This is a genomic window from Reichenbachiella sp. MSK19-1, assembly GCF_003590315.1.
GTDB lineage: Bacteria > Bacteroidota > Bacteroidia > Cytophagales > Cyclobacteriaceae > Reichenbachiella > Reichenbachiella agariperforans.
In genome coordinates, this window is the sequence record NZ_MIER01000016.1 from 180,287 (window position 1) to 203,619 (window position 23,333).

The window sequence follows — 23,333 nt, forward strand, 5'->3', positions numbered from 1 at the left end:
AGCCTAAAAAATACAAATTCTACGTAATCTTCAGATTTTGAAACGAAATGTAACCAGTTTGCTCTATTTGACGATTTTCCTTAAATAAATGATTTATAGCATGTCATTTCATGGATAAAAAATATTTTCTCGGCTGTCATATCCCATTTCCCAGCGAAAACTCTCAGTCTATGTTTGCTGCATAGTAAGTAAAAATAATACGTATTAATACTTAGTTCAGTTAAAATTTAGTCAAAACGAAAATTACCATAACCAATATGAAAAACGCATACCTCATCATCACAGCACTGGTCATCAGTTGCTTTTCTGCTAAGGCTCAATTCTCCCTTTCTGGAGAAGTCAACGCTAGAGGAGAATACAGAAATGGATTTAAACGACCCATCCTAGAATCGCAAGACCCGGCCTTCTTCATAGAGCAAAGAACAAGACTATATGCCAACTACAAAATGGAAGATCTCGAAGTACAAGTCGACCTACAGGACGTTCGGATGTGGGGAGAGGACGGGATCGTAGACAAAGACTACAGCGGATCCTTTGGTATCTCTCAGGCCTGGGCACGCTACTACATGACCTCCAATCTATCCATGAAAATGGGACGCCAGATCATCTCCTACGACAACCAGCGAATGTTCGGAGGATTAGAGTGGGCCATGCAAGGGTTAAGACATGACGCACTCCTGTTCATGTACGAAGACACGCTTGGTCTCAAAATCCACGTAGGTGGAGCATTCAACCAAAACCCAACTACTGGAGGTGAACCTGTACGACTAACGGGGACTTATTACCCATCATTCACAGGCAATGGCCCCTACCACGCTACAGGTAACTACAAGCACATGGAGTATGCCTACCTCAATAAGAAATTCAGCGCAGCAAGTCTCTCGCTTTACCTCATCAACGACGCTCGTCAGTACGGACTGGAAGATTCTGTTGCCAACAGACAGTCATACGGACTAATGGCGATGAAAAAACTAGGTGGCCTCACCTTGAATGCAGAAGGATTCTATCAAGGCGGAAAAATGGGACTAAGCGACCTCAGTGCTTACATGTTCTCCCTATCTGGTACAGCCAAAACATCAATCACACCATTGACGATAGGCTATGACTATTTATCAGGGCAAGATACCGGTAGCGAAAAAACAACAGCATTCGCTCCACTATTCGGTACCAACCACGCACTATACGGTTTTATGGACTACTTCTACGTAGGCAACGGCCACCTCGGCGGACTACAAGACATATACTTAAAGACCAAATTCAAAGTTGGGAAAGGCGCACTACTCGGACACTTGCACTACTTCCTCACTGCTGCTGACGTGATGGACGGAGCAGGAGCGACTATAGATAAAGGACTCGGCACAGAAGTCGATCTCGTCTACGTTCGAAAACTTGGCGCATCAGGCACGCTCAAAGTTGGATACTCGCAAATGTTTGCCACCGACTCTATGGAAACCGTCAAAGGCATCACCTCTGAAACCGCTTCTATCAATAACTGGGCTTGGGTTCAACTCATTTTCAAACCAAAATTCATATAACATATCACAACTGACATACCATGAAAAATCTATACAACAACTTCTTCATTAGACTCAGTGCATTCGGGGCACTCATGTTCTTACTGAGTCAATGCGGAAGCAAAAAAACTGAAACGACTACTGAGCAATTCTCAGACGCTACCACACAAACTGTACAGCTGGACATAGAAAAGCCAGAACTCACCTTTGGTTTTATCAAACTCACTGACATGGCACCATTGGCCATCGCCAAAGAACTAGGCTATTTTGAAGATGAAGGACTATTCGTCACGATCGAGGCACAGTCCAACTGGAAAAATGTACTCGACAGAGTCATTGACGGGCAGTTAGATGGCTCACATATGCTAGCTGGTCAACCCATCGCAGCAGGCGCTGGATTTGGCCGTCAGGCAGAGTTAGTCACAGCATTTTCGATGGATCTCAACGGGAACGGCATCACAGTATCCAATGATGTCTGGTCCAAAATGAAAGCCAATGTCCCTGCCGATGCAGAAGGAAAACCCATTCACCCGATCAAAGCGGATGCTCTGGCTCCCGTCATCGATGAATACAAAAAGGATGGGAAAGCCTTCAAAATGGGTATGGTATTCCCCGTATCGACGCACAATTATGAGATTCGCTACTGGTTGGCCGCTGCAGGTATCAAGCCCGGCTACTATACTGCCGACAACATTCAAGGACAGGTAGATGCAGACGTATTGCTATCGGTAACACCTCCACCGCAGATGCCAGCTACACTCGAGGCAGGCACCATCTACGGCTACTGTGTAGGCGAACCGTGGAACCAACAGGCAGTATTCAAAGGAATCGGCGTGCCTGTCACCACCAACCTAGACATCTGGAAAAACAACCCAGAAAAAGTGTTCGTGATGACCAAAGAGTTCACCGAAAAGTATCCGAATACTGCCATCGCTGTGACCAAAGCACTGATCAGAGCTGGCAAATGGCTCGACACACCCGGAAACAGACCCGAGGCTGTGGGTATCTTATCCATGCCTGAGTATGTCGGTGCAGACTCGGTCGTGATCGCCAACTCTATGACGGGCACGTTTGAATTCGAAAAAGGAGACAAACGCTCTATGCCTGATTTCAACGTCTTCTTTAGATACCACGCCACCTATCCATACTACTCTGACGGAACGTGGTTCTTGACACAAATGAGAAGATGGGGACAGATTCCAGAATCAAAACCTGCCAACTGGTACTCCGAAACGATCCAAGACATCTACAGGCCCGACATCTGGAATCAAGCCGCACAACTCCTCCTCAAGGAGGGCTACTTGACTGAAGAAGAAATCCCCGAAACAGATGGCTACAAACCTGCCACCACGGACTTCATCGATGGCATCAGCTATGACGGCAAAGACCCAATCGGTTATATCAATAGCTTCGAAATTGGCAACAAAGATTAAAGTTTGATTTAAAGGTTATTCGGACGGAAAGGAAACCGCATGGTTTTCTTTCCTCCCAATAATCCCTAGACACCCGCGACCTCCTTTGTCGCTATTCAACCCATTGCACACACATACTTAAATTTTACATCATGAAAGATAAGCTCATCAAAATAGTCCGATTCTGCGGCCTTGGATTCCTAGAGCCACTCATTCGCCTTATCAATGGCGAAGAACCGAAAAAAAACGCAACCAACTTTGTCAAAAAAGCCCTCTTCCCGGTGTTCTCTATTATTCTATTCATAGGGATATGGCACAGTGGAGCGAACTACCTATTCAACAAAGAAGCCACTAGAAAAATAGAAAAAGCCAGAGAAGATCAAGGCGAAGAAGCAGCCATCGCTATGCAAGCATGCATCAAGGCGGGCAGTGTCAGCTGCCAACCTAACACACTCCCGTCTCCTGCCCAAGTATGGGGCGCCTATCTCTCCCTTCTCGACGATCACAGAGCCATCTCGGCCAAAAAAGACGAGTTCGCTGCAAAAACACAAAAAATCAATGCCAAAAGAGCTGAAAAAGGTGAAGACCCTATACAGTACACAGGTCGTCCTTCGTTTTTAGATCAAATCAAAACGAGTATCAAGACCGTATTTGCAGGCTTTCTACTTGCCGCCTTCATAGCGATTCCGATTGGTATCATCATCGGACTTAGCAGCACCCTACGCTCCTCCTTCAACTGGCTGATACAGATATTCAAACCTGTCTCTCCAGTGGTGTGGTTACTTTTAGTATTTATGATCATCAAAACACTTATCACAGATCCAGACCTTGACAAATCCTTTATGATCTCCTTTATTAGTGTGGGGCTATGTGCCATGTGGGCCACTTTGGTCAATACAAGTATGGGAGTCGCTACCGTAGACAAAGACTTTATGAACGTATCTAAAGTCCTACGTCTATCGGTAGGCAAAAACATTTTCAAAGTTATCTTACCTGCTTCTTTCCCCCTGATTTTCACAGGTCTTAGAATCACATTATCCGTAGCATGGATGGTACTGATCGCGATTGAACTACTCGCTCAGAGTCCTGGTCTTGGTTCCTTCGTTTGGGAAGAATTCCAAAATGGCGCCAATGACTCCAATGCCAAAATCATCGTAGCGATGTTCGTCATCGGCATCATCGGGTTTGCTCTGGACCGAATCATGCTTACCATCCAGAAGTTCATGTCCTTTGACAAATCTGAAGTCGCATAATTGGTTAATAATCAGCAAAAGGTAGTAGACATACACTACTACGACTGGATAGCACTCTTAACTATTTTCTTTTAACCATTAACTAAAACAGACATGGCATTCTTAGAACTAAACAACGTCAGTAAGTCCTATGGCACTGGCAAAGACAAAGTCGAAGTACTCAAAGACATCAACTTACACATAGAAGAGGGCGAGTTCGTAGCTATCGTCGGGTTCACCGGCAGTGGAAAAACCACCCTCATCAACCTCGTCAATGGTCTCCTATTTCCTGATGAAGGAGAAGTCCTCCTAAATGGAAAACCCATACTCGGGCCTGGTCCAGATCGCGGAGTAGTATTCCAGAACTACTCTCTCCTCCCATGGCTCAGCGTCCGAGACAACGTCAAACTGGCCATCGATGAGGCTTACCCTAGCGCCAGCAGAGCCGAAAAGAAAGAACGCATCGAGAAGTATGTAGAGATGGTACACCTCTCCCATGCGATTGACAAAAAACCAGCCGAACTATCTGGAGGGATGAGACAGAGAGTCTCCGTCGCACGAGCACTAGCGATGAACCCAGACATGCTACTCATGGATGAGCCACTATCGGCTTTAGATGCCCTGACGCGTGGCACACTGCAGGAAGAAATCGTTAATATATGGAGTCAAGACCAAAAAACCTGTCTGCTCATCACCAACGATGTAGATGAAGGAATCGTCATGGCCGACCGCATCATTCCTCTAAAACCTGGCCCGAAAGCTACATTAGGGCCCGAGTTCAAAGTGGATTTCGAAAGACCACGAGTCATTACTGAGATCAACAAAGATCCTGCTTACAAACATCTTCGAAACGAGGTGATCGAATACCTCATCAAAGTAGGAGCAAATCGAAAATCCACAACTCATGTCGATCTAGAACTCCCCGATCTGCAACCCATCATGCCCGGCAGACTACAGTGGGGCAAGAAGAAAGAGAAAGAAAAGGTCAAGTACTTTTAATAGCCGGATTCACTACACACATACAAAAATCGAATATCTGATACTATCAGACTAAACCTACGTACACATGGAAGTTTTAGAAAAAAACAAAATACAGCAAAAAGCGAATAGTCAAGGCAAAGACCTCCGACCAGACATGCTCGTCTGTCAGGACATCACCAAAATCTACCCTACGCCTAAGGGAGATTACACCGTACTCGCAGACCTTCAACTCACCGTCAAAAAAGGAGAATTCATATCCATCATCGGACACTCAGGCTGTGGAAAATCCACCCTACTATCTATGATCGCTGGGCTCAACGAGATCAGCGCTGGCAAAGTCCTCGTGGATCAAGAGGAAATTCGAGGAGCTGGACCTGACCGAGCGGTCGTTTTTCAGTCCCCGAGTCTATTCCCATGGCTGACCGCACTACAAAATGTACTTATAGGCGTGAAACAAGTTTTTCCTCATGCGAGCAAAAAACAAAAATTAGATATTTGTAAATACTACCTAGACAAAGTAGGGCTCGGCAATGACCTGAATAAAAGAGCAATAGAACTGTCTCAGGGAATGCAACAACGAGTCGGTATAGCACGAGCATTTGCACTTAAACCCAAAGTTTTGTTACTTGACGAACCTTTTGGAATGCTGGATTCTCTCACGAGAGGCGAGCTACAAGATGTCCTGCTAGAAGTATGGCAAAAAGAACAAATCACCGCACTCATGGTCACGCATGACGTGGATGAATCCATATTTTTGGCAGACCGTGTCATCATGATGACCAGTGGCCCCTATGCCAAGATCGGAGATGAGCTGAGAATCCCATTCGAAAGACCTAGAGATCGCGTGCATGTATTAGAGCACGATGACTACTATGACTACAGGAGCTATTTGATGAACTTTTTAAACCATTAATCGATTATGAAAAAACTATCCGTGCAGTATTTGCTCTTTTTGGGTGTACTAACTGTCGCGATCGTTGCGAGCCAAATACTAATTCAAAAAGCCATCGCTGACAGCAAAACCGATTCTCGAATTATCAATATATCGGGAAGGCAGCGAATGCTCAGTCAAAAAATCACCAAAGCAGCGCTCAAATTACAAAGTTGCAAAACACGGGAAGACTTCTATGCGGTCAAACTAGAACTGACCACTGCTGCCGATCTATGGGCTGAGTCTCATGATGCCTTACAGCATGGCAATTCGAATATAGATGTCTCAGAAATGAATGCTTCTCCGATACTTATCAGTTTGTTTTCAAATATTCAACCTTACTATGACTCTATCATCGGAGCGGTAGGAAATATTAGGACACTAGGGTTTTCTAGTAGTATTAGAGGTTCTGAAAAAGATACCCTAGTGAAAAGCATCAAAACAATCTCGGACAATGAGGCAAACTTTCTGCAGCTAATGAACGACATCACCTTTGAGCATGACAGGCTGGCTCATCAAAAAGTAGAAGAGCTTTCCACCTCTGAATACTACTTACTGGCTGTAGCACTGGTATTAATCATGCTGGAAGCATTCTTTATTTTTCGGCCTATGTTTAAGTCTGCCAAGAAAAAGGAATCAGAAATTTCGGATCTGCATGAATATGTTCAACAGTCCATTTCCTACTTAGGTAAAAGTCAGGAAGGCGAGACCCTCATCAATGAAGCCAATGAAACCATCAAAAAGCTCAAAAGTGAAAACAGTAGACTGAAAACAAAAGTCAAAAACCTCAAAAAAGCACAGACCATTACCAACGAAGAGTAATCTAGCCACTGACAATTAAGTATGTGTAACAGCCGCTCCTTTGCCCAGCAGAGAGCGGCTGTGTGCGTTTGCGCCCTCTACATATGTGTAGTAAAAACAGGAACTCACGTGCCAAGAGGCATTTTAATGAGTCAAAGAATAAACTATCATTGGATTTTCGAGAAAATAATGTTTTCATCAGCTACGAGCTTTTCCTAACCATCTCCACCTAAGCGGCTGTATCGCATTTCTTCACGAAAAAACCCAAAGCAGCATTAGCCTAAAAACGAGTTCAATTAACGCTATATCAACTCATTTTTATGCATCCAAACTCTAATTTGGCCCTTTTGGGTCTAGTCTCCACTCCTCCCGAAGGCGCAGGTTTCGTACGTCTCAACATCGATGACCTCTGGGTCTTAGTAGCCGCCGCACTCGTATTTTTTATGCAGGCAGGTTTCAAAGTTCTAGAAACTGGTATGGTCAAAAAAGAACATCGATCCAGCATTGGGGCTAAAAACCTACTGGACTGGGTGGCAGGTAGTATCGCCTTTTTCTTAGTTGGGTTTGCTTTTATGTTTGGGGATAGTATTGATGGATTTCTCGGGCTAGACTACTTCTTTGGTCAGGGTCTCGACTCTGGGAAAATCCTCATCTTCTTCCTCTTTCAACTTGCCTTTGCAGGGACGGCACTGACTATCGTTTCTGGTGCCATGTCTGGTCGTACAGGCGTAGTGGCTTACTTCATCGTGTCTCTAATTACCGCTACACTTATCTATCCAGTATTTGGGCACTGGGCCTGGGGCAATCTCTGGAATCCCGACAATCAACCTTGGCTGGCATCCATGGGCTTTATGGATTTTGCAGGGTCGACAGTGGTACACTCCACTGGGGCTTGGGTAGCTGTAATGGGCATCTACATGGTAGGGCCTCGGCTTGGACGCTATGACGCCTATGGTCGCATCCAACCGACCAAAGCATCAGACTATGCCTACAGCATATTGGGTGTAATGATCCTATGGCTCGGCTGGTGGGGGTTCAATGGTGGTAGCACGCTCGCCTTCAACGAAGATGTCGTCAAAATCATCCTCAACACCAACCTAGCTGGTGCAGCAGCTTGTTTCACGGGCTTCTTCCACGCCTATTTGTTTCAAAACAAGAAAGACGTAATCGAAAAAATCGCAGGGGGCAGTTTGACTGGGCTGGTCGCCATTACCGCTTGCTGTAATGTCGTCACGCCAATTTCCAGTTTGATGATAGGTGCATTAGCAGGCGTTATTCACAATATTTTCTATGTAGTAATTAGCGAAAAATGGAAACTAGATGACCCTGTAGGCGCCATCGCAGTACATGGAATCGGTGGCGTATTCGGTACGATGAGTGTCGCACTATTTGGTCAGGAAGAACTCCTCATGCACTCCCGCTGGATGCAGCTCGGGATTCAGTTTATGGGAGTAGCCACCTGCTTTCTATTCACCACGGCCGTATCTTATGTCATATTCACCGTGATCAAAAAAACCATCGGTCTCCGGGTGTCTCCTATCGAAGAGAAAAAAGGTTCATTCGTAGGCAACTATGATCTCGAAGTAGGCATCAATGAAGTAGATGATCAGACCGTATCTCAGGTTTCCATCCGTATCAGTGATAAAGGCTACAACATCTACAGCGTCATAGAATATCTATCGATCAGTCAAGAGCGACGCAAAAAAATGGTCGCAGAGGACCGCATCAAATACATGGACGAATCGGGGGGTATCATCCCACCACTAGTGGCCGTTCGCCAGTTAGGTATGATGCTCGATAGCATGAAAGATGAAGCCACAGCCGAAAGGGATGAGCTACGCAACAAACAAACAGAATATGATAGTTCGCTCCAGCATGTCAGCTCCTTACAAAGCGCCATGCTCGAAGATGAATCTGGACTCAAAGACCTCTTTGGTGAAGCATTTTTGATCTTTAAACCGCGCAAAAAAGTAAGCGGAGACTTTTACTGGTTCAAACAAATCTCTGAATACAAAATATTGATCGTCTCCAACTGCACAGGCATGGGTGTTTCTGGTGGGTTTCTAGGTATGCTAGGTATATCACTCATCAAGGAAATCTTCAGCAACAACAAACTGCTCTACCCAGATAAGGTTCTCAAGTTGCTAGACAAAAAGTTTGATCACGCACTTCGTACTCGAACACTCAGTGCCAAACTAAAAGATGCCATGGATGTCTCTATCATTATCGTGGACGAACTGAAACAAAAGATCTATTTCTCTGGTGCCAACAATGGTCTGCTGCACTTTACTGCCTCAGGTCTATCCGAATACCAAGGAAGCAAATGGCCCGTCGGACAAACTCCCGATGACGACAAGGCAATATTTACCCGAGAAGTGATCTCTTATCTGCCTGGTGAGTCCATCTATCTATACACCAATGGCTACTACAATCAAGTCAATGAAAGTGGCAATAGCCTAGGAATCGATAGCTTCAAAGCTCAGCTAAAACAAGCCCATAAAATGGATATCGATACCCAGCAAAACATACTGCTCGATGATCTACATGAATGGCAAGGAGCCGCCGAACAAACAGACGATGTTTTGGTAGTAGGCTTAAAATTAAGATAAATACGTACTAATACGTATTATAACAAAAAACAGCTATACGGACTTTAAAAGCTGATATAATATAAATAACTGTGTTATATCAGCTTTTATCATGTAAATAAACCTTTTCTAGACCACTGATTAACCATTTTTTAGGCAGATCATTCATCATACTTTTGTCATGTAATTAAGTAGTAACCGACAACTACGTAGACAATTAGACTTGACAAAACGATGAAAACAAATACACCTTCACTAGAAAAAGCGACTAGAATCAACTTGCTTGACTTTAGCTCTCTCCAGATGCGCACCTTTCACCTGAGTTGGATCGCATTCTTTCTTTGCTTCTTTGGCTGGTTTGCGCATGCTCCTCTGATGAACTCTACCATCGGGCCAGACTTAGACCTGAGCAAAGCACAAAAAATTACAGCCTTTATTGCCTCGGTTGGTATCACCATTATTGCGCGACTCATCATCGGTAACTTGTGTGATAAGATCGGACCAAGAAAGAGCTACACATATTTATTATTATTCGGAGCGGTCGTGGTAGCCAGCTCATCTTTTGCCTACAACTGGGAGACCTATCTCCTCTCTAGAATGGCGATTGGTGTGATTGGAGCTTCCTTTGTGATCACACAGTACCACACGACCAAAATGTTCGCTCCGAATGTCGTAGGAATTGCTAACGCCACCACCGCAGGTTGGGGGAATCTCGGTGGAGGCGTGACGCAAGCTTTGATGCCATTGATCGCATCAGGCATGCTCGCAGTAGGCCTAGCCAACTCAGAACTGTCCAAATGGAGACCAGCCATGTTCGTTCCTGCTCTCATCATGTTGGGCGTTGCTTACCTCTACTGGACTTATACCAAAGATGACCCAAAAGGAAACTTCTCTGAAAACCCAGACCTACAGCCAAAAAAACTAGAAGGCGAATCAGGCCTATTTATGTCTGCTGTCAAAGACCGTAGGGTTTGGATACTGTTTGCCATCTATGGTGCATGTTTCGGGCTAGAGTTATTCGTCAATGGACGTGCAGCAACCTACTATCAAACCAAATTTAGCCTCAACGAAACCACTGCTGGGATGATTGCAGCACTATTCGGCCTGATGAACCTATTCGCACGCTCGATGGGCGGATGGTTAGGTGACCGATTTTCCAAAGCCGGCGGGCTATCTGGTAGAGTCAAGTGGCTCGTGATGGTGCTCTTCGTAGAAGGATTTGCACTCATATTGTTCTCGAGAATGGACATGCTAGGCCTAGCCATCGGTACCATGATTCTTTTCTCACTTTTCGTGCAAATGGCCGAGGGAGCAACCTACTCTGTCGTACCATTTATCAACAAGAAATCTCTAGGCGCAGTGGCCGGTATCGTCGGTGCAGGCGGTAACGTCGGTGCGGTGATCTACGCACAATTCCTGCTAAGAAGTGGCGCCTCACTCGAAAACAGTTTCATGTACTTCGGTATCGCGGTGGTCGCCATCAGTATGCTCGGTCTTGGTATCAAGTTTAGCCAAGCAGACGAAGATGCCGCCGTAGCAGAACAAAAGAAATTAGAAGAGTTCGAGAAAGAGCTACAAGCCAAAGAGAAATTGGCGGCTTAAAAAACACATTAACGACCAACGTCGGGACCGATACTTTTCCATTTCAAAAGACCAGCGAGTACTGCCCACTCGTTGGTCTCTTTGTTTTATTCAAACGAACGACCGTGGCTCAACCCTATCAAATGATCAGCAACAGGCGGTATTCTCATCAGCTCTACAGACAGCTCTGACAAGACCGGGCTCCCAAACATGCGTTGAAACTGCCTGCCTGCCCAGAGGCGAAAAGCAAACTGATCCTTCCAGCACTTTTGATACGTAGATTCTAAGGCGGTATGGTCCATAGTACCACCGTTCCAATGCTCGGTAATCAACCCGCTGAGTAGCCATGCCGAGCGGATCGCCATCGCCATGCCATTACCACACAGCGGGGTAATCATGCCTGCAGAGTCTCCTGACATCAGAATATGATTTTCTACCGCTCTTTTCTTCTCGAAGGAAATTTCATTGATCACTACAGGCTTATCGAATAGAAAATCTGAGTCGTCCCAAATGGCCTTAAGGTGAGGATTACGAAACAGTACTTCCCTTTCCATTTCTTCTATCGTTCTACTTTTGAGATTGTCTCGATGGCTCAGGTAGCAAAGGTTGTACACATCTCCACCCACGCTACTCAGTCCACAGTAGCCATCCTTGAAGTTGTGCAATGCGATCACATCTTTGGCAAAATCTGTTTTGATATGGTATTTGATGCCGATATATGGTGATCGTTTGGCCATGAAAGCTCTCTGCAGACGTACATCCAGCTGACTCCTCTTGCCAAATGCTCCGATGACCAATTTGGATGGGTATCGTTGGTTAGACGCAGTGACTTCAAAATGATCTCCATCCCAACTGATATCACTCACTTTCATCCCTTCCCTTAGGTCTACACCAGATGCTTTGGCCTTCTGCGACAGGTACAAGTCCAGATCATAACGACTAATTCCAAAACCTCCCATACCCAATGCGCTGCGAACAGTCTTGCCACTAATGGCACTCAATCGAAACTGACTAATTTGACTAGGTTCTAGCTCCGACGGGTACAAATCATGCTGGAGCAAAAAGGGTTTTACCTCATTAGAAATATATTCTCCACACACCCGATGAAAGGGATAACGCCCTTTCTCCATCAAACAGACCGACAGCCCAGCCCTAGAGAGCAAAATTGAATTAATCAAACCAGCCAACCCTCCTCCAACGATAATCACATCTAGCATGCCTAAATATCACAGATAATCATCAACTATTAGAAGACTTGCTCGTAAAATTGCATCAGAAAAATCCTCTATCATGGCAGAAGAACTTACGCTAGACAAAACACTTAGTAAACAAGATATCTACACAACACTGCTCCCTCAGATCGAAGCACTTAACAGTGGAGAAACAGACTTGATTGCCAATCTTGCCAATACCTCCGCTGCGCTGAAAGAAGCCTTTGGTTTTCTATGGGTTGGGTTCTATCTCGTTAAAAAAGATCAATTAGTGCTCGGCCCATTTCAAGGCCCAATAGCCTGTACCCGCATCTCAAAAGGAAAAGGAGTCTGTGGTACAGCATGGCACGAAGGCTTGACTCTAGTAGTAGACAATGTAGACGAATTCCCGGGTCATATTGCCTGCAGTTCCGCATCCAAATCTGAAATTGTCGTGCCGTTATTCAAGGCTGGGGAGATCATCGGCGTACTAGACATAGACAGTGATCAATTCGCCAGTTTTGACGAAATAGACCAACAATACCTAGAGCAGTTGGTTTCGCAGCTCTGCAAAAACCTCTAACCTAAAATTAGAAACACCCGCTAATCGCCACTCATTTTCTCCCCGACTTGCTCTTTGATTCCATAGAATTCATAGTGTTGCTCTGTTCCGTTTTTTGGTTCCAAGACAAACTCGTCTTTCTGTCCATCATATAACAGCTCGTAGTACTGATCCTCCAGCTCGCCCGTGATCAAGAGATCACTCTTGATGTCTCGATCATAGATCAGCATTCGACTCGCATACTCAATGGGAATGTTGAGCTGAATATAGTCTCGGATATAAAGATCATGCGTCTCGCCAAATAGCACGACACGCACTCGGTTTTTGGTCTTTTGAAACTGTGTACGATAGAGATAAACCGTGCCCACCACATCATCTGCAGTAGGCGTTCGCTCGACATAATTACGCTCGTTATAGTGATACAAGACCTTTTGAATTTCTTTGTTTTTCAATTTGAACCCTGGAGCAGAAACATAGCCATAGGACTCGGCATCATCCGCCACCAGCGTCTTTAGGGTTTTAAGCTTCTCTTCCCGCTCACGCTTGTTGTCATGTGCATCGTATAGTTCGAACAACTCATCATTCTTCTTGGCATACAGTACATACCCTCCATACTGATCCAGATACAGCGTGATACTACCAGTCATCAGTCGCTCTACAAAAAGGTAACTACCCGTCTCTGGAGGAAAAATCATAAAATAATCCTCATCCTTTTTAGCCTGACTATAACCGATGATAGAATCAGGTAGCACATCGATCATCTCCTTTATGTTGTAGTCTTTGACTTGGACTACATCCTCATAGGTAACCATACGTGTGAACGGAATACGCTTTCCGCTCTTCAACACAAGTGTGTCTTGCCCCATGAGGCTTGAATTAGACCCCAGTATTACTAACCAAATGAGTAATCCTACCTGAGGAAAGGCTATTAATTTCATACGCTAAGTTTAAGTTGTATTACACAGGGTTATGGCAGATAGGTACATCAAATTTAAAAGAATCTGACGAAAAAATTAGCACTTACAACCAAACCTAAGAATCAAGGGTCTTGATGATGAACTAAATTCCTGATGATGAAAATACCTTTTATACTTCTACTGGCCACTAGTGGCATATTATTAGCCTGCTCCAAAGACGACAGCACCAACGAACCAGAAGACACTACGGGCATAGTAGGCACCTGGCAGCTCATCGAACAACTCGCGGATCCAGGAGATGGGAGTGGCGTATTTCACCCGACAGAAAATGATTTGCGATTAACCTTCCGCACCAACGGCAGCTATACTTCCACAAATTCACTGTGTTCTGTTTTTGGGGATCCCCAAAATGCAGGGACGGGTACCTACAACACCGAAAAACTAAGTCTCCATCCAGCGGGATGCGAAGATAATGAATGGCTATCAGAAAACGGACTGCCCTATAAACTCGAAAATGGCAACCTGATCGTCTATTATTTCTGTATAGAAGGTTGCGCACAGAAGTTCGAGAAGGTCAAATAGTCACTCAAGCTATCCCAAATAAAACATCTGGTCATCTGCGGTCGTCAAACTAAATGGTTTCTTCCCATATTTAGGTCTAAACACGATAATCTTATCCTTCTCTGACAGACGATCATATAGTATCGGATTCACATCGATCGATCTCCACGTGGTGTGTATCCGTTGCAGCGTACTGGATCGATTAGATGTAATGGTACTTTTGTCCAAAACGATGGCAGCCATGCCCACTTTCTGACCGTAGGACTGACTTCTCATATATAAAAACACCGAATGACACAGCCTAAAAAACTGAACGCTTGGAATGATCACGAGGGGAAACATGAATACCAAAACACCCCACATATCAGAAGACAGCAGTCCATATATAATGAATAGAAAAGGCGTCATCCAAATCAACTTTGATCGAAATTGTTTCCAAAAATTCTGCTTCATGACCACTCTGTCATCTTCATGAAGAGGCAACTCGATCTCTTCGAGCTGGCTCAGGTCCATCGCGGGCTCTCTCGTGACAATATCATGAGACGCTGCTGTGGCCCGAACCTCAAACATGAGCACATGCTTAGACTTAGGCGCACGATCCATCACAACCAAATCTCCAACTCTGGCTTTGGCATAATGACGATAATCCACTTTGTACTCCTCGCCATCAAGATAGATGTAATAATTTCTAGTCGTTCGGGTGCTACTCTTCCCCTTTGATGATGACCCAGTATTTGAGGTATGGATATCCAATCGCTTATCAGTCATTTTACCCGAAATTCGATGTTTCAGACCTCCTTTAATGTCCTTGACAACTGTCCAAGCCATATAAGCGATAATGCCCATAAAAATCATCCCAAAGCCTGCAAACACATAGATCACTATGTCATCATGCATGTGGGACAGTACAAACGTATACATCGCTGTAAATATGCCCACAACGAAGAGGGAAAAAATAAAGGCTCGTATCAGTTGCTTCTTGAGCGACTTGACATCTTCTGAGGTTAACGCTAGAGTTTCCATCCGTCTAAAATTTAATCTGCTATATCTGCTAAATCACCGATTCGCTCCATCCTTTCTCTCAGCTCGGCAGCATCCTCATAGTACTTGTTTACTAGATAGTACGCGCGCGCCTCCTTGCCCTCCGCAACTGGTATGCGGTAGGTTTGATTGGTTTCTCTGTCTCCCGCTTTGGACGAAACTGTTAGAGCCATCGTCATAGGCTTCTTTTCCTCATCTATTTTGGCAACCGACACGAATCGCTTCATTCCGGTCAGTTCGATCAGCAGATCATTCACCAGTACTTTATCCTCTGTAAAAATCACCTTGCCCTCACGAGCACTCTCCAAGAGTTGCATTCGAGACCGAATAAACACCCCATAACAATACCAAACGATGACAGCCACGGGTACAGCCACAGCCAAACCATACAATACACTATGCAGCCAATCATACTCTGGCAACAACTGCCATATCGCTACACCCATGACGATCACAGCTATACCAATCGGCTTGGCGACTTGATCCTGATTCATCTCACTGCGGCTCGTAGCGAGATAGTCACTCCAGTCAGTCCCAGACAGTGACCACTGCTCGATGATTCCCGCCGCGTTCTGACGCACTTGATCAGAGACTGCTACTCCGCGCTGACGCATCGCCCCCGACAATAATTTGATGGCAATGGGAATACCCAACACACCAAAAACCACTACCGCCATGAGCCATGTCTGGCGTACACCCAACGCTACTGCCATCCCTCCGCCCAGAAGCGCAGCACCTGCTAACGCCAGTACGATCGTATAAACTACTATAGGCCCTGTTGATGTTTTCTTATCCATGATTCTCTGTTTAGTTTCTTTATCTAAGTCCTAGATGGTATAGACCCAAAATAAAGAGATATTAGTAGCGTATCTTATACCCACAGGAGGGTATTTTCTCGTACCTCAGATTGGGGACAGCCCATAAATAATATCAGATTTATTAACACTATACTATCATAGCCATGAGCAAACGAATCGACAAGCACCAGACACGTGGAGAAGAAATATCTAATGCCATCACCCATGGCATCACTGCACTGACAGCTATTGCAGGTTTCGTAATACTCATCATATATGGTGTTCAGAGTGATCAAAAGTGGAGTCTATTTAGTGCCTTATTCTATGGCAGTAGTTTGGTTGCTCTCTATGTGTTTTCTACGTTTTATCACAGTTTGACACATGTCAAGGCGAAACGCGTCTTCAACATACTTGATCACTGCGGTATATTTTTGCTGATCGCAGGCACCTATACTCCCGTCATGCTCATCAGCATCGGAGGAGTGACAGGCTGGGTGTTTTTCGGGATACAATGGGGGATGGCTCTCATCGGAATCATCCTAAAGATTTTCTTTACAGGACGCTACAACCTCCTCTCAACTATGCTCTATGCAATGATGGGATGGATTATTGTATTCAAATTGGAACTGGTCAAATCAATCCTCCCAGAACCTGGCTTTTGGTTGCTCGCTGCTGGAGGGTTCAGCTATACCATAGGGATCGTCTTTTATATTATTGACTACCGAATGAAATTTGCCCACTTCATCTGGCATCTATTTGTGATGGCAGGGAGTATTCTCCACTATCTGATGATGGTAATGTATGTTTTCAAATAAAATCTAGTCGTCCGAAATCAAATTCTCCAGTTTCACATCTGTCTCATGCAGCGTCTCTTCTATATGTTTAAAATTCGTCTCGTATTGATCAAAATAACCACGCTGTTCTAGACTGGAAGAGATTCGTTTGGTGAGCTCATTCATTTCGTCCAAAGAATCATCAATCATCTTGAGCATCTCTTGTTTTTCAGGCTCTCTTTCTTCTGAAGACAGTAGATTGACTAAGGCCATCACTCTACACAGTGGTGCACGCAGCAAGTGTGAGTTGATAAAAGACTGCTCTGCCAATATCTTGTTTTGCTGCTCTAGCTTCTGGGCTCGCTCTCTCACTTCCAATGTCAAATATTCATTGATCTCGGTGACTTTGGATTGGCTCTCGTACAGTGTTTTGTTGTCATTGAAAATTTTACGCTGATAGCTCTTTAGCTTATTCATGAGTCGTTGTTCGCGCTGCGCTTGCAGATACAACTCATAGAGAAAAGCATACATGACCAAAAACAACAACAAAGTGCCAAAGCCATAGGTCACATAGTCTAAATAACTATCGACGAATACCTGTCCCATGTCCTTCCTATCTGGCAAAAGACTCCCCAACTTGTACTGTCCTAGTATGATCAGCAACCCTAAACCCGTACAAGTCCAAAGAGTATATTTTTCACGGTAGTCAAAAATGACCCAAGGGATAAGCATCATCCCGAACTCTGAGATGTACAATGAAATGATCAACGGATCGCTAGGAGCCACCAGAGAAGCATGATAACCCGCATTGAGAGCAAGAGGTATGAGTGAAAGAATGGCTCTAGGAACGGTAGAAAAGTTGAGTCTGAGCAACCCTATCGATAGCAAGCCCAAAAAACCTGCAACAATCGGGAATACGGCTAAATAGGCATTGAAATACACAAATGAGAAGACACCATATACTGCCCCTAGAAATACAATCAAATATCCTATTCGGTAAGCTACACGATGATGCCTATCCCTTTTCATGCTAGTTGACAGTTGGTTCGATCAAGTTTATGCTCTAGAGCTATTAATACTAATATACCTCATTTTTGAAGCATATCCATAACTAACCACACATACAACCGACACCACCTTTAAAAACTGCTACAAAAAAACAGATCAAAACAGGCGTTATAGTCTACAAGAGTAGATAATACAAAACCTGAGGTCGCTCATAAAAAATTACATCTCCTTCTTTTGGGTAAATCCCCATGACTTGACCAATACAACTACTCCGATGAGGAACATCGGTACACTGAGCCACTGCCCCATGTTGAGCGGAATAGACGCTTCCCAAGCTTCTTGATTCTCTTTGAAGAACTCCACGGTGAACCGCTCGGACCATAGCATCACCATGAACAGGCCAAACAGAAAACCTGTCTTGATCTGCGTCCTGTGATGATACCAAATGTGCGCAAGAATCAGGAACATGAATATACAGGCGATAGCCTCATAGAGCTGTCCAGGATGTCTCGGGATACCCAAAACAGAAAACTTAACATGCTGCTCCCCTCTTGACATGTAGGCCTCATAGTGCGCTGGCTGATCTACTGGCAGTGTCATATGCTCCGCTACCCCGTAGTAGCGATCTATCGCCCGTGGGATAGTTGTCTCAAAAAACAACTTGGTATTGTCCTCCTGTAGCTCCACACCACGCTTGTAGACGAGCTCGATTTGCATCGGTATCTCACCCGATGATGTACTTGTAGCTTCTCCACCTTTCTCGAAAGAGACCTCTTCGATCCGTGGATCCAGTCGGGTAAACATATCTTCTATGCTTCTCGCAAACACAATCCCATTCTCAGACCCCGTAGGCAGTCCTATGATCTCTGAGTTCATGAAGTTACCTATTCGAATACAAGCCCCTACGAGTACCGTGACAATCGCTACACGGTCCAGTATCCACATATAACTTTGGTCTGCATGTTTTCGACTGTAGAGATACAACGCCACGAGCATACCTATCGCACCTCCATGGCTCGCTAGTCCGCCTTCCCATATTTTGATAATCTCAAAAGGGTTGGATAGATAGTATCCCGGGTTGTAAAATAAGCAATGACCCAAGCGTGCGCCGACAACTACTGCTATCACGAGATACATCGTCAGCTGATCTACGTCCTTTACATTCTTGTTTTCAGATTTAAAAATCCAATACATTACTTGCTGTGCAAGGATAAATCCCAAAGCGAACAACAATCCATACCATCTAACGGGATGTCCCAAACCAGGAATCGTGAAAATTTCTGGGCTTGGACTCCAAATAATCATCTCAAATAATGTCATAGGTCTCTTTTATATTTTTCTCCAAAAATATGGAGTGAACAAAATCAATACAGTAAACAGCTCTAATCTCCCAAGCAGCATCAGCATACACAGCACCCACTTACCTACCATAGGTATATTGCCAAAATGATCGACAGGTCCCACATCACCCAATCCAGGACCAATATTACCCAGACAGGTTGCCACTGAGCTAATAGCGGTCATAAAATCAAGCCCTAAAAACGCCATCAGGATAGACCCTAGCGCAAAGATGCTCACATAGATCATGATAAAGGCTAGGATGTTAAAAGTGATATCCTTGTGCACCGCTTTGCCATTGAAGCGAACGGGCAAAATCGCAGAAGGATGCAATTGCCGTTTCAATTCTAGTACACTGTTTTTTACCAAGATCAAATGACGTACGATCTTAACTCCTCCAGCGGTACTACCGGCACTAGCTCCTACAAACATGAGGACGAAAAGTAACAGCACAATTTCATACGGCCACTGTGTATAATCGGCACTGACATATCCCGTAGTTGTCATGATAGAGACCACCTGAAAAAGCCCTTCGCGTATCGACAGCTCTATAGACGTTCCCTGTGTTTGGTATATCCCTATCGTGATCAAAACCGTCACGAGTACCGTCAACAACACATAAAAGCGAAACTCCTCATTCTTAAATACAGTCTTCATCTTGCCATGCAGTGCAAAATAGGTAACCGTAAAGTTAGTCCCTGCCAAAAACATGAAGACAATAATGACATATTGAATAAAGGGGGAATTGAAGTGTGCTACACTAGCATTTTTGGTAGAGAATCCACCAGTTGCCATAGTCGTCAGGGCATGGTTGATCGCATCGTAGAAGGTCATTCCTCCTGCCCACAGAAGAGTCATTTCGGTTAGGGTCAATGCGACATAGATGAACCATAGTCGTTTTGCCGTCTCAGTGATTCGAGGCTTTAGCTTGTCAGGAGATATCCCTGGCGCCTCCGCCACGAACAGCTGCATACCTCCAATACCCAATAGCGGCAATATGGCCACCGCCAACACGATGATACCCATCCCTCCAATCCACTGCGTCAAACTACGCCAAAACAAGATGCCCTTGTCTAGCGCCTCTATGTCCGTCAGGACCGTAGCTCCTGTAGTAGTAAACCCGGATACGGTCTCAAAAAATGCATCTGTAAAACTAGGGATCGCACCGCTCAGCAAATATGGAAGCGTACCAAACAAAGACATGGACAACCAGCCCAACGTTACAATCAAGTAGCCATCCTTCTTTTTTAGTTCTTTGGAGCGATTACGTCGTGTGATCACAAATACCACATAGCCAATCACCATCGCTGATACGCCTGATATTAACAAGGCATTCATGTCTTTGCCTCCGAAATACCAACTGAACGGGATACAAGTCATCATAAAGGCGCCATTGAGCAAGATGAGCAGGCTCAGTACATTCAGGATGACTTTGTAGTTAAATCTCATTTGAAAAAGCCTTCTACTTTTCGAATACACTCTGGTTTGGAAAGCACTACAACACGGTCTTTGGGCTCAAAGGTGAAATTTCCTCTCGCCGTAATGCCACGATCGCCTCGGATCACTCCTCCGATCAACGCCGATTGAGGAAAATTAAGATTTCGAAGCTCAGCCTCCAATATCTTAGACCCCTCTTTCACCTCGAACTCTACGATCTCAGCATCTACTCCATGGATGGTTGTCATGTTGACGACCTGTCCCTTTCGGATATAACGGAAGATAAAACTCGCCGCGATTAGTTTCTTATTGATCATCGTGTCCACACCTATGTTTTGAGAGAGGTGGATGTAGTCCATGTTCTCGACGAGCGAGATAGTTTTGGGCACATTATGATTTTTGGCGACTAGCGAAGAGATCATATTGGTCTCAGAGTTACCAGTCACTGCGATGAAGGCATCCATATCGTCGATTCCTTCTTCCTTGAGTAGTTCGACATCTCTACCGTCACCATTGATGATCATGGTGTTGGGGAGCTCATCGGCTAGATCAAAGCACTTGTCCCTATCCTGCTCGATTAACTTGATGTTGTATTTTTTGCTTAGCTGTCTAGCGGCTTGTATGCCTATTTTGCTCCCACCGAGGATCATCACATTCTTGATAGACTCCCTTTGTTTACCAGCTAGATCCAGCACACGATCCACACCATCAGGCTGACAGATAAAGTATGCATGATCATTGACCTGAAACTTGTTATCCCCATGAGGAATAATCGTCTCCTCACCTCTCAGTATCGCTACCGTGATAAAGGAATAATCAGGATTGAGATAGGCTGTTTCGACTAGCGTTTTATCCTTGAGCTCTGACTCCTCATCGATCAATATGCCTACGAGAGATAGACATCCTTTTTCGAAATCAAAATTATCTGTCAGAGCATTTTCTTTAAGGAGCCGCTTGATCTCCTTGGCCGCTAGTGACTCAGGGGATATAACCTCATCGATCCCTATCGTTTTGAGATCCAAAATATCTTTCCGCTGTATGTATTCGGTATTGGTGACACGAGCAATGGTCTTTCGCGCTCCGAGATTCTTCCCAATGATGGAGGTGGTGATGTTAGTTGTCTCAGACTCTGTCACAGCGATAAGTAAGTCTGCCTTGGCGACCTGTGCATCTTCCAGGACCTTGTAGGAGGTCGAATTGCCTTTCGTCGTGTGTACGTCTAGATGATTAGAGATATACTGTAATCGATCATCATCCGTATCAATGATGTTAATATCGTGTGCTTCATATGCCAAAAGTTTTGCCAAATGAAAGCCTACATCTCCCGCGCCTGCTATTACTATTCTCATTGAATTCTCAAAGTATTCATTGATTAGAACAAATATAATTTAATCCACTTACCAATGGTTCCTTCCTATCTAATAGTTGAACCGCCAAAAGTGCTAAAACTCTACCGCTTTGTCGCCCTTGTCATTTCCTTTTTTCCTGGAGGCCCTGGTAATTCTTCAATTTCAAAGCCTGCCGACTTGATATCTCTTTTAAATTGCCCTTGTGCACAATAAGTAACCAACACACCATTTTGCGCCAGTCCCTGATACATTTTAGCCAACACCTCTGGGCTCCACATCTCTGGTTGCTTTGAGGGGGCAAAGGCATCAAAAAAGATCAAATCATAAACGGCCTCCTCTACTTCAAACTGGAAAACATCCGTTTCTACCTTGATCAGGGAGAATAGCTCCGTGATCTTTTGCTGCTCATTCCACGCCGCTGCGTGTACGAGATCAAAAACCTCTTGCCCCTTTTCATCTCCCAGCTGCCCTACATAGTTCAGCTGATCGGTCACCTCTTTGGCCAATGGATATTTTTCTAGGGACGTGTACACCAGCGATTCCATAGATTTATTGGTTTCTAAAGCTGTCAGCCAAGCGTTGAGCCCTGTGCCAAACCCGATCTCTAGTACCCGAATCACCTGTTGATCAGGATTCATCTCACGATAGTGCGCCAGTCCCTTCTCCAAAAACACATACTGCGCTTCGGTGATCGCTCCATGAGTAGAGTGATAGGTTTCGTTCATCTCTGGCAAGAGCAGCGAATGAGAACCGTCTTTAGTCTCGAAAATTTCTACTTTAGGCATTTCTATAGATTAAAACCGTCGCATGCGCAGATACCCCCTCTTCTTTGCCCACAAAACCGAGCTTCTCTGTAGTAGTTGCTTTGATAGACACATCTTCAACTTCCATTTCCATCACTTCTGCCAAGACTCGTTTCATCTCGCTGATATGTGGGTTAACCTTAGGCCGTTGTAGACAGATCGTAGAATCTATATTTCCAACTTCATAACCTGCCTCCCTGATCAGATTCATTACTTCTGTTAGCAAGATCTTGCTATCTATCCCTTTGAATTTGGGGTCTGTGTCCGCAAAGTGATAGCCAATATCTCTCATATTCGCTGCACCTAGCAGTGCGTCGCAGATAACATGTATCAACACATCGGCATCAGAGTGTCCCACTGCACCATGTGTATGTGGCACCAAAATACCTCCTAGCCAAAACTCCTCTCCCTCTGCCAGCTGGTGGACATCATAGCCATAACCTACTCTTATATTTGGTTTCATATCCTAATCAATCTCTTCGTTTCTAAATGTAAATAAAGGCAGTCTGCCCGCCAA

Annotated in this window: 21 protein-coding genes; 11 read left to right on the top strand and 10 right to left on the bottom strand. The window is 44.7% G+C overall.

Features of this window, described 5'->3' with window-relative positions:
- Window positions 1-257: 257 nt before the first annotated feature.
- The 8 genes from BGP76_RS13455 (at window position 258) to BGP76_RS13490 (ending at window position 11,061) form a co-directional block, all read left to right on the top strand.
- A complete protein-coding gene (locus BGP76_RS13455; RefSeq protein WP_119845081.1) occupies window positions 258-1,535 on the top strand; it encodes an alginate export family protein in 1,278 nt (425 codons plus the stop codon).
- A gap of 20 nt (window positions 1,536-1,555) precedes the next feature.
- Window positions 1,556-2,947, top strand: a complete 1,392-nt coding sequence (locus BGP76_RS13460) for a CmpA/NrtA family ABC transporter substrate-binding protein (protein ID WP_119845082.1) — start codon at window positions 1,556-1,558, stop codon at window positions 2,945-2,947.
- A 131-nt stretch (window positions 2,948-3,078) separates the two neighbouring features.
- Window positions 3,079-4,179 carry an ABC transporter permease gene (locus tag BGP76_RS13465; protein WP_073123769.1) on the top strand — a complete coding sequence of 367 codons (1,101 nt, stop codon included), beginning with the start codon at window positions 3,079-3,081 and terminating at the stop codon, window positions 4,177-4,179.
- A gap of 93 nt (window positions 4,180-4,272) precedes the next feature.
- Window positions 4,273-5,157 carry an ABC transporter ATP-binding protein gene (locus BGP76_RS13470; RefSeq protein WP_073123767.1) on the top strand — a complete coding sequence of 295 codons (885 nt, stop codon included), beginning with the start codon at window positions 4,273-4,275 and terminating at the stop codon, window positions 5,155-5,157.
- Between the two features lie 67 nt (window positions 5,158-5,224).
- Window positions 5,225-6,052: an ABC transporter ATP-binding protein gene (locus tag BGP76_RS13475; protein ID WP_073123765.1), complete on the top strand. Its 828-nt coding sequence runs from the start codon at window positions 5,225-5,227 to the stop codon at window positions 6,050-6,052.
- A 6-nt stretch (window positions 6,053-6,058) separates the two neighbouring features.
- Window positions 6,059-6,892, top strand: coding sequence for a type IV pili methyl-accepting chemotaxis transducer N-terminal domain-containing protein (locus BGP76_RS13480; RefSeq protein ID WP_119845083.1), 834 nt, complete (start codon window positions 6,059-6,061; stop codon window positions 6,890-6,892).
- Window positions 6,893-7,191: 299 nt separating this feature from the next.
- Complete coding sequence (gene amt / locus BGP76_RS13485) at window positions 7,192-9,480, top strand: ammonium transporter (protein WP_119845084.1); 2,289 nt, start codon at window positions 7,192-7,194, stop codon at window positions 9,478-9,480.
- A gap of 213 nt (window positions 9,481-9,693) precedes the next feature.
- Window positions 9,694-11,061, top strand: a complete 1,368-nt coding sequence (locus BGP76_RS13490) for an MFS transporter (protein WP_119845085.1) — start codon at window positions 9,694-9,696, stop codon at window positions 11,059-11,061.
- Window positions 11,062-11,147: 86 nt separating this feature from the next.
- On the opposite strand, the gene BGP76_RS13495 is transcribed toward BGP76_RS13490, so the two are convergent.
- Window positions 11,148-12,257, bottom strand: coding sequence for an NAD(P)/FAD-dependent oxidoreductase (locus BGP76_RS13495; RefSeq protein ID WP_119845086.1), 1,110 nt, complete (start codon window positions 12,255-12,257; stop codon window positions 11,148-11,150).
- A 73-nt stretch (window positions 12,258-12,330) separates the two neighbouring features.
- On the opposite strand from BGP76_RS13495, the gene BGP76_RS13500 reads away from it, so the two are divergent.
- Window positions 12,331-12,813, top strand: coding sequence for a GAF domain-containing protein (locus BGP76_RS13500; RefSeq protein WP_119845087.1), 483 nt, complete (start codon window positions 12,331-12,333; stop codon window positions 12,811-12,813).
- 20 nt (window positions 12,814-12,833) lie between these two features.
- On the opposite strand, the gene BGP76_RS13505 is transcribed toward BGP76_RS13500, so the two are convergent.
- Window positions 12,834-13,730 (bottom strand): hypothetical protein, encoded by an 897-nt coding sequence (locus BGP76_RS13505; protein ID WP_139281038.1) that lies wholly within the window; start codon window positions 13,728-13,730, stop codon window positions 12,834-12,836.
- Between the two features lie 132 nt (window positions 13,731-13,862).
- On the opposite strand from BGP76_RS13505, the gene BGP76_RS13510 reads away from it, so the two are divergent.
- Complete coding sequence (locus BGP76_RS13510; RefSeq protein ID WP_147407472.1) at window positions 13,863-14,291, top strand: hypothetical protein; 429 nt, start codon at window positions 13,863-13,865, stop codon at window positions 14,289-14,291.
- A 9-nt stretch (window positions 14,292-14,300) separates the two neighbouring features.
- On the opposite strand, the gene BGP76_RS13515 is transcribed toward BGP76_RS13510, so the two are convergent.
- On the bottom strand, window positions 14,301-15,293 hold the full coding sequence (locus tag BGP76_RS13515) for a hypothetical protein (protein ID WP_119845089.1): 993 nt from the start codon (window positions 15,291-15,293) through the stop codon (window positions 14,301-14,303).
- A gap of 11 nt (window positions 15,294-15,304) precedes the next feature.
- Entirely contained in the window at window positions 15,305-16,108 is an 804-nt protein-coding gene (locus tag BGP76_RS13520; protein WP_119845090.1) for a hypothetical protein, read from the bottom strand.
- Between the two features lie 164 nt (window positions 16,109-16,272).
- Here BGP76_RS13520 and BGP76_RS13525 point away from each other — a divergent pair, with 164 nt between their 5' ends.
- Entirely contained in the window at window positions 16,273-16,923 is a 651-nt protein-coding gene (locus BGP76_RS13525) for a hemolysin III family protein (protein ID WP_073123748.1), read from the top strand.
- A 3-nt stretch (window positions 16,924-16,926) separates the two neighbouring features.
- Here BGP76_RS13525 and BGP76_RS13530 read toward each other — a convergent pair whose 3' ends face one another.
- The 6 genes from BGP76_RS13530 to ispF form a co-directional block, all read right to left on the bottom strand.
- On the bottom strand, window positions 16,927-17,910 hold the full coding sequence (locus tag BGP76_RS13530) for a HAMP domain-containing histidine kinase (RefSeq protein ID WP_119845091.1): 984 nt from the start codon (window positions 17,908-17,910) through the stop codon (window positions 16,927-16,929).
- Window positions 17,911-18,108: 198 nt separating this feature from the next.
- Window positions 18,109-19,209 carry a prolipoprotein diacylglyceryl transferase gene (locus tag BGP76_RS13535; RefSeq protein ID WP_119845092.1) on the bottom strand — a complete coding sequence of 367 codons (1,101 nt, stop codon included), beginning with the start codon at window positions 19,207-19,209 and terminating at the stop codon, window positions 18,109-18,111.
- A 9-nt stretch (window positions 19,210-19,218) separates the two neighbouring features.
- Window positions 19,219-20,676 carry a TrkH family potassium uptake protein gene (locus tag BGP76_RS13540; protein WP_073123742.1) on the bottom strand — a complete coding sequence of 486 codons (1,458 nt, stop codon included), beginning with the start codon at window positions 20,674-20,676 and terminating at the stop codon, window positions 19,219-19,221.
- A complete protein-coding gene (trkA, locus tag BGP76_RS13545; protein WP_073123740.1) occupies window positions 20,673-22,013 on the bottom strand; it encodes a Trk system potassium transporter TrkA in 1,341 nt (446 codons plus the stop codon). The genes BGP76_RS13540 and trkA overlap by 4 nt, the downstream gene beginning before the upstream one ends.
- A 101-nt stretch (window positions 22,014-22,114) precedes the next feature.
- On the bottom strand, window positions 22,115-22,798 hold the full coding sequence (mnmD, locus tag BGP76_RS13550; protein WP_119845093.1) for a tRNA (5-methylaminomethyl-2-thiouridine)(34)-methyltransferase MnmD: 684 nt from the start codon (window positions 22,796-22,798) through the stop codon (window positions 22,115-22,117).
- A complete protein-coding gene (gene ispF, locus BGP76_RS13555; RefSeq protein ID WP_073123731.1) occupies window positions 22,791-23,279 on the bottom strand; it encodes a 2-C-methyl-D-erythritol 2,4-cyclodiphosphate synthase in 489 nt (162 codons plus the stop codon). The genes mnmD and ispF overlap by 8 nt, the downstream gene beginning before the upstream one ends.
- Window positions 23,280-23,333: the final 54 nt, after the last annotated feature.